Annotated in this window: 11 protein-coding genes and 1 pseudogene; 10 read left to right on the plus strand and 2 right to left on the minus strand. The window is 49.6% G+C overall.

Translation table 11 applies throughout. From position 1 onward, the window contains the following. The 3 genes from EBB54_RS05520 to EBB54_RS05530 are packed head-to-tail and all read left to right on the plus strand — an operon-like array spanning position 1 to position 3256. Positions 1 to 1251, plus strand: a complete 1251-nt coding sequence (locus tag EBB54_RS05520) for a (Fe-S)-binding protein (protein WP_125126680.1) — start codon at positions 1 to 3, stop codon at positions 1249 to 1251. After that, the gene (locus EBB54_RS05525; protein ID WP_125126681.1) at positions 1248 to 2876 is read left to right on the plus strand and encodes an FAD-dependent oxidoreductase; all 1629 of its coding nucleotides are present in this window, start codon (positions 1248 to 1250) and stop codon (positions 2874 to 2876) included. Before EBB54_RS05520 ends, EBB54_RS05525 begins: the two co-directional genes overlap by 4 nt. Before the next feature lie 17 nt (positions 2877 to 2893). Continuing rightward, positions 2894 to 3256: a VOC family protein gene (locus tag EBB54_RS05530; RefSeq protein WP_162307095.1), complete on the plus strand. Its 363-nt coding sequence runs from the start codon at positions 2894 to 2896 to the stop codon at positions 3254 to 3256. A 110-nt stretch (positions 3257 to 3366) separates the two neighbouring features. Here the strand turns inward: EBB54_RS05530 and EBB54_RS05535 are convergent, their stop codons facing one another. Both EBB54_RS05535 and EBB54_RS30365 read right to left on the minus strand, forming a co-directional pair. Then, on the minus strand, positions 3367 to 4308 hold the full coding sequence (locus EBB54_RS05535) for an NTP transferase domain-containing protein (protein WP_162307096.1): 942 nt from the start codon (positions 4306 to 4308) through the stop codon (positions 3367 to 3369). Then, on the minus strand, positions 4296 to 4667 hold the full coding sequence (locus EBB54_RS30365; RefSeq protein ID WP_162307097.1) for a VOC family protein: 372 nt from the start codon (positions 4665 to 4667) through the stop codon (positions 4296 to 4298). Before EBB54_RS30365 ends, EBB54_RS05535 begins: the two co-directional genes overlap by 13 nt. Positions 4668 to 4874: 207 nt before the next feature. Here EBB54_RS30365 and EBB54_RS05540 point away from each other — a divergent pair, with 207 nt between their 5' ends. From EBB54_RS05540 to EBB54_RS05575, 7 genes and pseudogenes are all read left to right on the plus strand, one after another. Continuing rightward, on the plus strand, positions 4875 to 5396 hold the full coding sequence (locus EBB54_RS05540; protein ID WP_125126684.1) for a (2Fe-2S)-binding protein: 522 nt from the start codon (positions 4875 to 4877) through the stop codon (positions 5394 to 5396). Further along, positions 5386 to 7668 (plus strand): annotated as a pseudogene (locus EBB54_RS05545) (xanthine dehydrogenase family protein molybdopterin-binding subunit). Before EBB54_RS05540 ends, EBB54_RS05545 begins: the two are co-directional and overlap by 11 nt. 16 nt (positions 7669 to 7684) lie before the next feature. Continuing rightward, positions 7685 to 8191 (plus strand): (2Fe-2S)-binding protein, encoded by a 507-nt coding sequence (locus EBB54_RS05555; RefSeq protein WP_125126687.1) that lies wholly within the window; start codon positions 7685 to 7687, stop codon positions 8189 to 8191. Positions 8192 to 8194: 3 nt separating this feature from the next. After that, a complete protein-coding gene (locus EBB54_RS05560) occupies positions 8195 to 10486 on the plus strand; it encodes a xanthine dehydrogenase family protein molybdopterin-binding subunit (protein WP_125126688.1) in 2292 nt (763 codons plus the stop codon). A 3-nt stretch (positions 10487 to 10489) separates the two neighbouring features. Continuing rightward, entirely contained in the window at positions 10490 to 12856 is a 2367-nt protein-coding gene (locus tag EBB54_RS05565) for an FAD-dependent oxidoreductase (protein ID WP_125126689.1), read from the plus strand. A 92-nt stretch (positions 12857 to 12948) separates the two neighbouring features. Continuing rightward, on the plus strand, positions 12949 to 13611 hold the full coding sequence (locus tag EBB54_RS05570; protein ID WP_162307099.1) for a TetR family transcriptional regulator: 663 nt from the start codon (positions 12949 to 12951) through the stop codon (positions 13609 to 13611). Between the two features lie 135 nt (positions 13612 to 13746). Next, positions 13747 to 14628, plus strand: coding sequence for an AraC family transcriptional regulator (locus tag EBB54_RS05575; protein ID WP_162307100.1), 882 nt, complete (start codon positions 13747 to 13749; stop codon positions 14626 to 14628). Positions 14629 to 14754 lie beyond the last annotated feature (126 nt).

The following is a 14754-nucleotide window of genomic DNA, read 5'->3' on the forward strand; positions in this document are numbered from 1 at the left end:
ATGGCGTACAATGACAGAGAAACCCTGGTTCAGGAAAAATGGACGCTGGATCAGTTTAAAGAATGGCAGGATATCTGTATCAACTGCGGCGCATGTGCTGCCCATGGCCCGATCATACCGCACAATAATGAAGAACTGCCGCCTCCGAATTGGAGCTCTCCGGAGCATAAATGCCCTTCACTGGAATATTACAAATTCAAAACCTTTGCCGGGCAGGGAAGGCTGGCATTAGCGGTCAATTTATTTCAGGACAAAATACAGGTTACGGACAGCTTGACAAATATTATGTATACCTGCGCGTCCTGCGGCATCTGTAATGAAATCTGCCCTGCATATAAGCCGATGCAGGTGATCCTGGCTGCAAAAGAAGATATCTGTTCCCGAGGGAAACAACTGCCCGAGCCTCTTTTGGAACTGTTTGAGAACATGGACACTGCCGGGAATCTGTTCGGTTTGGACAAAAGAGCCAGGGCGGTTCCCAAGCTGCCGGAAACCGGAGAATACCTGTATTTTACCGGCTGCTACACATCCTATCTTCTTCCGCAGATCGGATACGTAAATGCGGAAATTCTAAAACAGGCAGGTATGGACGTATGCCACCTTGGGGAGAATGAAACCTGCTGCGGCGAGGTCGCAAGGCAGGCCGGAAATACAGAGTTATTCCGCAAGATAGCTCTGTCAAACATTGAAAAAGTCAAGAAAACAGGTGCGGATAAAATAATCGTAAGCTGTGCCCACTGCTATAAGACGTGGAAAGAAGCATACCCGTGGGCTATGCAGGAAGAGCTTCCATTTGAAGTGCTGCATATAACGGAAGTGCTCAGTGAACTGATCCGGCAGGGAAAGCTGACCCCTGAGATTCCGGTAGAACGTAATATTACATATCATGACCCCTGTTTCCTGCGTTCACAGGTGAATGAGCAGCCCAGAAAAATTTTGGAGAGTATTCCGGGGCTTTGCCTGACAGAAATGGAACGGAACGGGCGTTGGTCATATTGCTGCGGTTCCGGAGCGAAGATTGCCCTGAATTGTTATCCGGATTATGCCGCGGAGACCGGGAGGGTTCGGGCGGAAGAAGCGGCAAAGGCAGCAGCAGAAGTGGTTACCGCCTGCCCGGTATGCTACAATCAGCTCCGTTTTACGGCAAAGGCTGAGGGCATGGACCTTAGAGTGAATGATATCTCGCTTTTACTGGCAGAGTCTCTTGGAATTTCTCAGGAAATGTATGCGCAAAGGGAGGACGAATCATGAAAAACAAGATAGATAAAATACTGTTTGATCATATGGCCCCTGTAGGCGGGAGGTCCTATGGCCTGGAAGTTGTCATTGACCCGGAGAAATGTGCAGGATGCGGTATTTGTGCGATGGAATGTCCCTCCCGTATTATTGACATGGTACACACAGACTGCGGGCAGAAGATTTCAGCCTGTGAAAAAGAATGCCTGTGTGAAAATGATGTGAAATATGCTCTTTATCAGTTTGGGCAGGGAATGGGAGAAGAGACCGCATTTTATACGATTGCCGAAAAGAATCCGTTTCCGGCCATAACCGGACGCGTCTGCAGTCATCCGTGTGAAACCGGATGCAACAGACGGCATCTGGATGAGGCGGTCAATCTGCATGGTTTTGAAAAATATATCGGCGATTCTGCGATTGCAGAACAGCTCGCCTTTTCTGCGGCCGGGAAGAAAAAAGATAAAAAAATTGCAGTGGTCGGTTCCGGCCCCGCGGGACTTTCCTGCGCATTTTTCCTTGCAAAGAACGGGTATGATGTGACAGTCTTTGAGAAAGAAGAAAAGCCCGGCGGAGTATTGAGATATGGGATTCCGGATTACCGCATTCCCGGGGAGGTGCTGGATGCGGAGATTGACCGGGCGCTCTCGGTGGGGATTCAGGTAAAAACGAATGTGAACGTCGGAAAAGATGAAAGCCTGGATGCTTTGATAAAAGAGTATGATGCGGTTTATCTTGCCTGCGGCCGGCAGAACAACTTTAAACTGGACGCGGCCGGTGAGGAATATGCGGTTTCTGCACTGGATTTTCTGAAACAGTCTCATCAGGATGCTGCACAATGTCCGAAAGGGGAAGTGATAGTCATAGGAGGCGGCAATGTGGCGCTGGACGCGGCAAGGACAGCAAAAAGGTCAGGAGCCGTTTCAGTGACTGTAATCAGTCTGGAGAAAGCATATGAGATGCCTGCTTCTTCAGAAGAAATAGCTGCCGCGAAAGAGGAAGGCATTGGCTTTATCTACGGCAAAGGCGCTGCGGCGCTGGAAAAACGGGATGGACGAATCTGCGTTTCTTTAAAGAACTGTACAAGCCTGCGTGATGAAAGCGGAAGGTTTCATCCCCGGTACGCGCCGTCTGATGAAAAGCTGATTGCAGATACAGTGATCACTGCAATCGGGCAGGGAGCCGACCTCAAATGGCTGCCGCCGGATATCGCAGGTGAACACGACCGCCTTGTGCCTGTGGATGATATGAAACAGACGCACAGGCCGGGGATATTTGCGGGGGGAGATTTTACGGATTTTTGCAATGCGGGAACGGTATCCGGAAATATCGCAGACGGGCGTAAAGCGGCTGAGCGGATTCAGAGGTATTTCGGAGAAGATAAGCAGGCTGATCCCGAACGCAGGATCGAAGACACAGATCATACTGAAAAATATTATGCAGTGAAAGCGCGTACAGAAGCAGCAGAAGATACGGCAAAATATGAGGCAGAAAGATGTCTGCACTGCGGAAATAAAAAGGCGGTTTATCGAAAGAAAGAGAATGTGCTTTATTTCAACCGTGCCTGCCAGAACTGCAGGAACTGTATCAGCGTATGTCAGGAAAACGCGGTTGCATTTGTATATTCAACGATTCAGAAATAGAGCGGAGGAAAACGGCTATGTATGTAAAATGGATTACGCTGCAGGTAAATGATATGGAAGCATCAAAAAACTTCTATGGGCAATTTCTGGGATTGAAAGAACAAAGGGAGTTTTCTCCTGCTCCCGGAAAAACCATCTGCTTTTTAGGCGATGACAGGGGGATGCAGATCGAATTGATCTGCGATGATCAAGCGAAAGGGGAAGCTCATCCTTCAGCAGCCAATATTGGAGTCTGCACGGATCATTACGACGACATGTATCAGAAGTCGAAAGAATGCGGAATCCTGTTGTCAGAACCCATGGTCATGGGCGGGAATCTGCATTGCTTTTTCGTTTCAGATCCGGACGGAACAAAACTGCAGATCATTCAAAACGAATAAAGGCTAAAAACTCTTAAAGCAAGATCAGGATCTCCCGCAGAAGCCCGGTGTCTGAACACCTGGTTTTCAGCGGGAGATCCCCTTGGGTATACCTCATGGCACTGCGCGCATCAAAGCAGCACATCCGAAAAAAGTTCCTCAAATTTTTCACGCATCACCAGATCCAATTGCCGATGCATAAGCATATACCGTTCTAAAAAAATGAAGCCGTATTCGGTTAATGTGGACCATCCCCCGTCCTTGCCGCCCTGATGCCGTTCGATGACAGGGGAGCCCAGATGATGTTCAAGCCGGTTTAGCAGACGCCATCCCTGGCTGTATGAAAGATTCATCTGCTGGCAGGCAAGCCGTACAGAATGCGTGCGGCTGATCAAGTTCAGGAGCAGGCAGGTCTCTTCATCAAAAAATATCTTTTCACGGATCAGAGCAAGGCTTAAGAGCGGCATAACAGGCTGGCGCAGATAAGGTGCAAGTGTTTCCGGAGAAAGTTTGGAATTTTGGAGGTTCAAGAGTATGCCTTGATCCCCCACTTCAATGGAAGCTATGCCGCCGGCCAAAGCCAGCGCCCCAAAGAGCCCTTCAGATCCGCTGTACTCTGTGATTTCTTTTAATACCGGACGTTTTAAAAGCAAGGGATAACCTTCTTTCCCGCAAAAAACAGGAACACAGGCAGAATGCTCCGCCGCGAGCAGCTGCGTGACTGTATCAACGGAGAACAGAGGAACATTGACCGGAGTAAACAGCAGTTGTTCACAGTGATCCTGCAAATAAGAAAATCCGATTTTCGCAGAGGCAAACAGATCGCTGTTCTTCCAACTGTCGTTTCTCAGGCAGATGACTCTGGAACGGGACAGGTGCCTTTCGATTTTCTTTGCCGCGAACCCGGTGACGATGACGATTTCATGGATTCCGGCTTTCTGAAAGGTGGTGATCACTCGTTCCAAAATACTGAGCTCACCGATTTTTTGCGTGGGATCGAAAAATCCGGGTTCCGCCGGTTTTCCGGCGGCGGCGATCAGGGCCGCTGAATGTTCGGGCATTACTCTCTGCAAGGATGTCCTCCTTCGAAAAACTCTAAATATTCTGCAGCGGTGCCGTCGGGATGGCGTAAAACCATGTTTCTTCCGCCGGCTACAGGCCACAGGTCCCGGACAACCGCACCGCCGTGTTCCAGCCAGTAAGTGCGCCATTCTTCCAGATTATCCGCTACAAAAGAAATATCAATCAGACGTTCCTGCTCAATCCCCTCGCCTGCATAGAGCAGGACAGTTCCGACCTGTGCCAGTTCTACGTTTGCCTGGGGAATCTTAAAACGCATTTTACAGGATTCGCTGAATAAAAGTTCATAGACAGAAACAGACCTGTTCAAATCTTCTACAAATATACGGGACAGTACCTGAATAATTTTCAATTTTGACACCTCCATTCGGTAATATACGGGTTTATAATACAATTGTATTATTATATACAATTTTGGAAAAGTCAAGAAGAAATAAGGAATATTTGTGCTGTAAACAGCGAATTGTATTGTGCGAAAAGTCGCTTTTTGTTGATTAATTCATTTGTATGAATTATAATGAAAACATGTAATTATCATGGAGGCGGGAGGTGAAAATAAATGGAAGACAAACCGGAGATGCTTCATCTTACGGTGAATGGAGTATTATACAGCATGAAAACAGGAAAGGGCGGGGAGGTGGCTCACTCCGATACACTTGCATATGTCCTGCGGGATATTCTGGGGCTGACCGGCACAAAAACTCCATGCAGCCGGGGGGAGTGCGGGGCGTGTACCGTATTGCTGGACGGAAAAATACCAATATTGTCATGTTCCACATTGGCTGTGGAATGCGGCGGCCGCCAGATTACCACAATAGAAGGAGTACATGGAGAAAACGGCGGCTTACATCCGCTGCAGCAGGCATTTTTGGATGTGGACGCAATTCAGTGCGGGATGTGTACGCCGGGGATTACTATGACCAGCCTGGCCCTGCTGGCCCGCAATCCTGATCCTTCGGAAACAGAAGTCCGTGATGCCCTTGCCGGAAATATCTGCAGGTGTACAGGTTATGAAAAGTATGTGCAAGGCGTGCTTCTTGCGGCCCGCCGTATGAGGGAGGTGAACCAAGATGACGAATGAACAGCATTTTTCCGCAATCGGTAAACATACGGTCAGATTGGACGGCCGGGCAAAAGCAGACGGAAGCGCAAAGTTTACCGTAGATATACGCCTTGCAGGGATGATCTATATGAAAGTGCTTCGAAGCCCTCATGCACATGCCCGTGTGAAAGAAGTTTACACACAGGAAGCCGAAAAGATGCCGGGAGTATTGGGCGTTTTATCACATCTGGATCTGGCGGGGCTGCGGGTACATAATGATATGCTGGACGACAGGGTCAGTTATCTGGGAGAGGCTGTCGCGGCGGTGGCGGCGCTCAGGGAAGATACGGCGGCGGACGCTTTGGAATTGATCCGCGTGGAATATGAGGAGCTTCCGGCGGTACTCAATGCCCTTGCGGCCGTGTGTCCGGATGCGCCGGCCGTGCGCCATACGGGGAATGTAGCGTCATGGAAAGGGCCGAAGACTTCTGAAAAGGGATGCTCCGACCACTGGGAAAAAGGGGAGGTCGAACGCGCGCTGGCAGAGTCAGACATCGTGGCAGAGACCGAGTTTCATACCCATGCGCAGTACCATGTCTGCCTGGAACCTCATGCATGTGTAATGGACTGGGAGAAAGGCGCGGGAGCGCTGACCGCTTATATCAGCACCCAGGCAATCTATCAGGATCAGGTGAATCTGGCGCGGGCATTGGAACTGCCCATAGAGAAAGTACGGGTAAAGTGCCCGTTCGTAGGAGGAGGCTTTGGCTCGAAAGCAGAGAATACCTGCAAGGAATACTACATGGCCGCAATGTTGTCCCGGAAATTACAGCGGCCGGTAAAATATGTTCCCGAGCGAAGCGAGGAAACACTGACTGCCATGCGCCATCCCGCAGATTTTGTGTATAAGGTGGGGGTTTTAAACGATGGAACGATCCATGCAATTGATATGAAAGTGCTCCGCAGCGGAGGATCTCATACCTCCCTCCAGATGAATTTTCTGGCAGGGAGTACGGATTATGTAGTTCCGACTTACGTCAAAAGCCCCAATGTGCGGTATGAGGGCTGGAGCGTGTATGACAATCTTCCGCTGTGCGCCGCCTTCCGCGGCTTCGGTTACTTTGAGAGCGGTACGGCCATGGCGCAGGCATTGGATCTGGCGGCTGAAAAGCTGGGAATGGATCCTGTAGAATTTTTGATAAAAAATGTACCAGAGCGCGGAGATCCTGTAGGAGCAAACCAGGTGCCTCTCACCACATCCGGAATCGGGGATGTGATACGGGAATGCGCCCGGCGCATCGGGTGGAAACAGAAATGGCACCGGCCTGGAAAAAAACGTCTTTCGGACGGACGTATGCATGGCATTGCGGCGGCGCATGCGATGGGCAGGAGCACCCTTCCGGAATTTGTAGTGACCGGAAATGCGTCAATCGAAGTCCGGGAAAACGGTACGGCGCTGGTCATGGCAGGCATCACCGACATCGGACAGGGCCAGGCTACAGGGCTTGCCCAGATTGCGGCGGAAGCCATCGGGCTGAAGGTAGAAGATATCCATGTTCTATGGGGAGATACGATTGCTCCGATCACCGGGCATCAGGTGGCCTCTTCGACGACCATGATGACCGGAAATGCGGTCCGATTGGCGGGACTGGATGCAAAACGTCAGATTTTGAAACATGCGGTTCCTGTCCTGGAAGCGGCAGAGGATGAATTGGAGATAGAGGACGGCCATATCTATGTGAAAGGCAATCCTGTGAAGCGGGTCTTAGTGTCGTAGATCGTCAGGATGCCCGGTGTAAAAACAATTCTTGGAAAAGGAAGCTGGTTTCTCCCGGAGGCAAAATGTTCGCCCCGCACTGTTATGGTATGCATTGCAGAGGTAGCCGTCGATGAAGAAACCGGAAAGGTAGAAGTCACAGATATGATCCAGGGAACGGAGTGCGGACAGATCATCAGCCCGGCCCGTGTGGAAGGCCAGATGCAGGCGGTTCTTTCCGGAGGCATCGGATATGCGCTGATGGAGAACTGGGCGATGGACGAAAGCAGGGGCGGCATGATTTTAAACACGAATCTGCTGGATTATAAAATACCGACTTTTGCAGACACCGGAGATATTTTAAGAAAAAGTATCATTCTGGAAAATCCTGATCCGGAGGGGCCCTTCGGCGCACGCGGCATGGGGGAAGCTTCGCTTTCCGCTTCCGCGCCTGCGATTTTGAACGCGGTGTATAACGCGGTCGGAGTCCGGTTTCATGAGATGCCGCTGACGCCGGCGAGAGTCCTGCAGGGATTAGGAAATGCAAATATGTGAATAAGGAGATGAAGTGATGCAGCAAGAGCAAAAGAAATTTATGGTTTTAACAGTCAATGGAAAAGCACATAAGCTTTATGTGGGCAGCGGGCCGGATGAGGTATCGCCATCGGAAACGCTGGTACAGACATTGCATGACAAGCTGGACCTGATCGGAACGAAAGTCTGCTGCGATAAGGGGGCATGCGGGGCGTGTACGGTTTTGGTAGACGGCATACCGACGGCGTCGTGTTCGACTCTGACTGTGGAATGCGAAGAAAAAGAGATTTTGACGATCGAGGGGCTTGAAGATCCCGCGACAGGGGAGTTAGATCCGCTGCAGCAGGCATTTTTAGACGGAACGGCTTATCAGTGCGGCTTTTGTACTCCGGGCGTGATACTTACCTGTAAAGCGCTGCTTGACCGGAATCCAAAGCCTACGGAAGAAGAAATGAAAGAGGCTCTTTCCGGAAATTACTGCCGGTGCGGCAGCCATCATCAGGTGATTGAAACATTATTAAGATTCACTGGGCAGGAGGTGTAGCAGATGGGAAAACAATATAGATATATCGGCGTGGATCAGCCGAGATTAGAGGGGCGTAATTTTGTGACAGGCCGTGCAGTGTATGGGAAGGATGAAAAAATTCCGGGAATGCTGTATGGAAAAGTTTTAAGAAGCCCATATGCATACTGTCGGATTAAAGCAATAGATACATCCAGGGCGGAAGCATTGCCGGGGGTACAGGCGGTACTTACATATAAGAACGCTCCGGCGTGGAAATTGGGAATGCCCATACCCCATAAAAAGATTTTGGATGAAAAGGCATACTTTATCGGAGACGGGGTTGCTCTGGTGGCAGCCGTATCTGAGGAGATTGCAGAGGAAGCATGCGAACTGATCGAAGTAGAATATGAGAAGCTAAAGCCGGTGCTGTCGATTGACGAGGCGCTTCATCCGGACAGCCCGCAGATTTATGAAGATTTTCCGGGAAATCGTGTGCCCACAAAACTGTTTGAAGAGGCGCACCAATCGTTTGACTGCAGCGTATTTGGAGATCCGGAGACAGGATTTTCAGAAGCAGACGAGATTGTTGAGGGAGACAGCACTGTGACCAGCGCGCAGAATCCGCTCCCGCCGGAACCGCCGGTGGTGATCGCAGAGTGGGAAGGGGATGAACTGACGATCCGCGGTTCCATCCATGCGCCGGGGGCTCTGAAATTATCAAGCGCCCCTGCCATGAGCCTGGAACACAGCAAACTGCGGGTGATTCCCTCTACTGTAGGGGCAAGCTACGGTTCAAAAGTCATTTCGATCTGCGGACAGATCGTGATGTACACGGCAGCCCTTGCGAAAGCTGCAAAACGTCCGGTAAGAATTGCTTATACAAAGGAAGAACATCTTTCGGTGTATATGAACCGCCTGAAATCCAAAGCCCACTATAAAATCGGACTGAAAAAAGACGGCACTGTGACTGCCATCACCGGACAATGGGATTGCGACTGCGGCGCGGCGTCTGCGGAGCAGGGGCATATGATCGGGGTGGGGCTCATCAGCCAGCCGATTCTTGCAAAGACCAGCCACTGCAATATTCAGACGAGCCTGGTCGTTACAAACACAATGCCCACGGGGCCTTACAGAGGGTTCGGCTATCTTGAGAATACATGCCATATCCTCAATATCCTGTACCAGGGGCTTGAAAAAATAGGCATGGACCCTGTGGATTATTTTAAACATAATCGCCTGCAGGTGGGCGACCCGATCTATCATGCGTATATGTGCGCCGGGTTTGAAACATGCTCCGGCCCGGATATCCTGCCGACCATCCAGAAAGGGGCGGAAGCATTCCGGTGGTATGAGCGGTTCAAAGGCTGGGATCGGCCAAGCTATGAGACAGAGGATAAGATATATGCCGTGGGTGTGGGAAATACCGGGCAAAGTGACGTAGGAGAACAGGTTTCGAATGAGAATGTACAGCTCAATTATGACGGCGGCGTGATCGTATTCTGCGGTGCGGCGGAATTTGGACCGGGAACCCGGGATGTTATGAGGAAAATTGCGGCTGAGGTGCTGAATGTACAATTGGACAAAGTCAAGGTAACAAAATGCGACACAGACGCGGTTCCTGCTGAATGGGGATCGACCGGTTCCAGAAGCACATATTCCATGGGATGCGCGACAATCGACGCGGCAAAAAAGGCGCGGGCCAAGCTGCTGGAGCAGGCTGCAGGTATGCTTCACTGCCCGCCGGAGGCTTTGGATACCCGTGACGGTATGATTTTCTTTGCGGATGCACCGGAAAAGCTGATGCTTCCATGGATTGCAGTCATGGGGCCCAATTATTCCATTACAGGAGTGGGGCACTTCGGCGGCAATTATTCGATTCCGCTGCAGCAGCTGCAATTCGTGGAGATTGCCGTGGACAAGCATACCGGCAAGGTAGAGCTTATGGAGCAGGTCTGCGCTACGGACTGCGGGCAGATCATCAATCCCACCGGACTGAAAGGGCAATTGGACGGATATTTCCCGGGAATCGACATGGCTACGCGGGAGATAACCCGCTGGGATCAGGACGGACGTATTGTAAACGCCAATATGATTGATTATAAGACCCGGACATGGAACGAATTGCCGAAACACAAGAATGTGATATCAGAAACGCCGCCGTCATCGACTCCGGAAGGGCCGTTCGGAGCATTTGGAGCCGGAGAGCCGAGCCTGGCGCCCGGTATTCCGGCAATTGTCATGGCGATCCGCTGTGCAACCGGGAAATGGTTCAACCATCTGCCGATTACACCGGGAGATATTCAGAATGCATTGAAAGAGCGAGAGGAGAGATAGTATATGAGACAATTCGAACATATTGACGTGGAAAGCTTGAAAGAAGCCAGTGAACTGCTGAAGGAAGAACATACGGCGGCAATTGCCGGCGGTACGGATTTACTTGGCGCGTTAAAGGATAAAATTATGCCGGATTACCCGGAGAAGGTAGTCAATTTGAAGACAATTGACGGATTGTCCGGGATCAGGGAGGACGAAGAAGGGCTGGTTGTGGGGGCGCTGACGAAGCTGTCCGATCTGCAGGACCATAAGCTGGTAAAAGAAAAATACCCTTCTCTTGCGCAGGCTGCAAAAAGCGTCGCATCGCCTTTGATCCGGAACAGCGCGACCATAGGCGGAAATATCTGCCAGGATGTGCGCTGCTGGTATTACCGCTATCCGCATCAGATCGGCGGGCGCGTAAACTGTGTGCGCAAAGGCGGGGAAGGCTGCTATGCCTTCACTGGGGAGCGGGGAAACCATTCTGTTTTCGGTGCTATGCGGGTGGACCGGCCTTCCTGTTCGGCCTCTTGTCCCGCGCATGTAAATATTTCTGCATATCTTGCGAAGGTGCGTGAAAATGACCTGGAAGGAGCGGCGGAAATTTTGCTTAGCGCAAACCCGCTGCCGGCAATTACCTCCCGAGTCTGTACACATTTCTGCCAGGAAGGGTGCCACCGGGGGGAACTGGATACGCATGTGGGAGTGGGACAGATCGAGCGTTATGTGGGAGACTATATTCTGAACAACGCCTCCCGTCTGATGCCGCCTCCTGAAACAGAAAGCGGCCAGAGGATTGCGGTGGCAGGCGGAGGGCCTGCCGGACTCTCTGCGGCGTATTATCTGAGGAAAGCCGGGCACAAAGTAACGGTTTATGACCGGATGGAAGAAGCCGGAGGGCTGCTCATGTATGCAATTCCGGCATACCGCCTGCCCAAAGAAGTTGTACAGAAGCAGATCAAAGCGCTGGAGGGCATGGGGATTGAATTTCAATGCGGCGTAGAGATCGGAAAAGATATAACCATGGAGCAGCTTGCGTCGGACTATGATAAAGTATTTCTTTCTACGGGCGCATGGAAGAAAACGGTCATCGGCATAGATCATGAGGAGATGACCAGATTCGGCCTGGAATTTCTGATGGAAGTAAAGGGATGGATGGCCGGAAAGGCGGGAACAAACGTGGTAGTTGTCGGCGGCGGCAATGTGGCCGTGGACGTAGCGGTTACGGCAAAACGTCTCGGTGCGTCTTCCGTGACAATGGTCAGCCTTGAGAGCCGCGGGGAGATGCCTGCGACAAAAGAAGAATTAGAAAGGGCGGAGGAAGAAGGGATTGTCCTGATGCCTTCCTGGGGACCGGCAGCTGTGATGAAAGAAGAGGGCCGGGTCACCGGCATCAGACTGCGCAGGTGTGTCAGCGTACGGAACGCAGAAGGACGCTTTGCCCCGGTTTACGATGACAATGATATAAAAGAAGTCGGCAGCGATTCCATACTGATGTGTGTCGGCCAGCAGACAGACCTTTCTTTCCTGGGCGATGATTTCGCGATTGAACAAAACAGAGGACGGATTGTGGCGGACGGGCTTACACAGATTACAAGTGATGCAGATGTATATGCAGGAGGAGACGTTGTCACCGGCCCTGCGACGGTGGTAGCCGCGTTGGCTGCGGGACGGCGCGCCGCGCAGGCGATGAACCATATGTTTGAGGGCACGCGGGATAAAGTGAAAGAGCTGCCGGAGGGCGGTTTTCTCAGATACGACCATGACTGCCGGCAGTGTAAGCATGTCATTTCGACGCATGTGCGTCCTTTGGAAGAACGGAAGGTAGATTTGGAGGATGATTTCGGACTTACGCCTGAAGAAGTAAGGCAGGAAGCAGGACGCTGCTTCAACTGCGGATGCTTTGCGGTAAATCCGTCGGATATCGCAAACGTCCTGGTCAGCCTGGATGCTTCTGTAGTTACGAATCTGCGCAGCTATACGGCCGAAGAATTTTTCCAGAGGACGCCGCGGGTACATGATATCCTGGATGACGGAGAGATCGTTGCAGAGATCCGGATTCCGGCAATGAAGGACGGCGCAAAAGCAGGCTATGAGAAGTTCAGAGAACGGGCATCCATTGATTTCGCGGAAGTAGCCTGCGCAGCCGTATATGAAACAGAAAATCAGATTGTGAAACGTGCAAAAATTGTATTGGGCGCAGTCGCACCGGTTCCTGTGTCCTGTGAAAAAGCGGAACAATACCTGGCCGGGAAAAAGATCTCCGAAGAAACAGCGGACCAGGCGGCAGAGCTGGCTTTGGCGGGGGCAGATCCATTAAAGGAAACTTCGTATAAAGTCCAGATTGCAAAAACACTTATAAAACGTTCCCTGCTTGCATTAAACCGGTAGGATCAGTTCATGTAAGCATTCTTTTCTTGATGCCTTTAAGGAAAAGTGATATAGTACCCATACGAGTGTATGAAAACCGGGAGGGCATGAACATGCAGGAAAAGAACGAACTGTCCACAAAAGAGCGTTTATTATTAGCGGCAACGAAGATGTTTGCCATACATGGTTATGAAGGCGCGACGACAAGGGAGATCACGGCGGAAGCCCACGCAAATTTGCAATCCATCCCTTTTTACTACGAATCAAAGGAAAAATTGTATCAGGCAGCCGTATGCAGAATTTCTCAACTGGTGATGAATGATTATGAACATCTGCTCAAAGAAATCGAGGATGCCAGGAAGCAGAACCTGCTTGATAAAAGTATGGCGTGGAATTATATCGTGGAAACGGTAGGGCATTTGTCAGAATGGGTATTGAATGAAGAATATAAATATGAACTTCTGCTGATCAATCATGACCTGCTCTATCCTACGAAAGGAATCTGTCAAATGCTGGAGCCGCTTGCGCAGGTATATTATTATTTTGCGGAATTGCTGATGGTGGTAACGGGAAATACAGACAGATTCTGGGCCAATAGTTATAGCTATATCGTGATATCCGGCTTTTTCACTTACAGCAATATGCCGGTTTTCTTAGAGACCGTGTTAAAAGAAGATATCGGGGATCTGAACGTGATACAGCGCGCGAGGGCTCAATTGAAAAGGGATATGCTTACCTCAATTGAGGCAGTAGTAAAAAAATATTTGAAGGAGTGAAAGGGGGGAAGGAGCAGAAAATTTTCAAAAAGTATTGACATCTCTCTTGAATTTGTGTATAAAATTTCTGAACAATCAGCTTGATCTCTGTCAGTCCTCGATATGCGAAGGAATGATACACTCAGGAGGCGAAACATGCGGAAGGATTATACACTGGATATAGATAAAAAATCAAAATGGGTCATTTATTCGGCAGGCGCGATTGAAAATTATCTCCCCTTCCGTCTGGAAGAATGCGGGATGTTCTGCGCCAAAGGAGATTTCTTTACGGAAGGAGAGGATATTCCGAATTATCTCCTGATGTATACGGTATCCGGGGCAGGGTATTGTCATTATAATGATAAGAAACAACTGCTGGAACCCAATACGGCAATTTTGATCAATTGTAAGAATCAGTTTTATGTGAAGACATTGGAGAAGGAATGGAACTACTACTGGTTTCATTTCAGCGGTATTGCCATGGAGCAGTATTACGGTTATATTTCTGATAAATTGGTTCAAATACAACTTGAAGCAGATAACCGTGAAATCACGAATGATTTTGAAGAACTATTGGGGCTTCCAGAAGTGCTGGATCTTCAGCAAAGCTATTTTGTATCAAATATTCTGTCGAATATACTGACATGCCTGATCAGGAATAAAGATCTTGGCGAAGAAAAGCGTGCAGAAGATGCGGGGAGAAATGTGATCAAAAGTATAAAAACATACATTGAGGATCATTATTCTGAGGAAGTATCTCTGGAGGTTTTGGCAGACAAGGTTCATTTGTCGAAACATTATATGATTAAACGGTTTAAAAGTGTTACAGGAGAGACACCCTATAATTACCTGCTGAATTATCGGATTTCCCAAGCAAAGATCATGCTCAGGATCTCGGATTATTCCATCTCGGAGATTGCGGAGAAGATTGGATTTGCCTCCTTGAATAATTTTATTATTCAGTTTAAGCGGAAAGAGAATATTACACCAAGAGCATACAGGGAAAAACAGAGTGCTCAGATAAAAGATTTACTGTAAAGACAGTGAATGCAGAATACGAAAAATATAAAAATATTGTCCTGTTAAACAAAAGTGTTTTTTTGCTGGAAACAGGACAATATTTTTATATTATAGAGTAAGAATGAGAATTGAAAGAGAGACATA

The sequence above is a fragment of the Schaedlerella arabinosiphila genome (genome assembly GCF_003885045.1).
GTDB classification, from domain to species: domain Bacteria; phylum Bacillota; class Clostridia; order Lachnospirales; family Lachnospiraceae; genus Schaedlerella; species Schaedlerella arabinosiphila.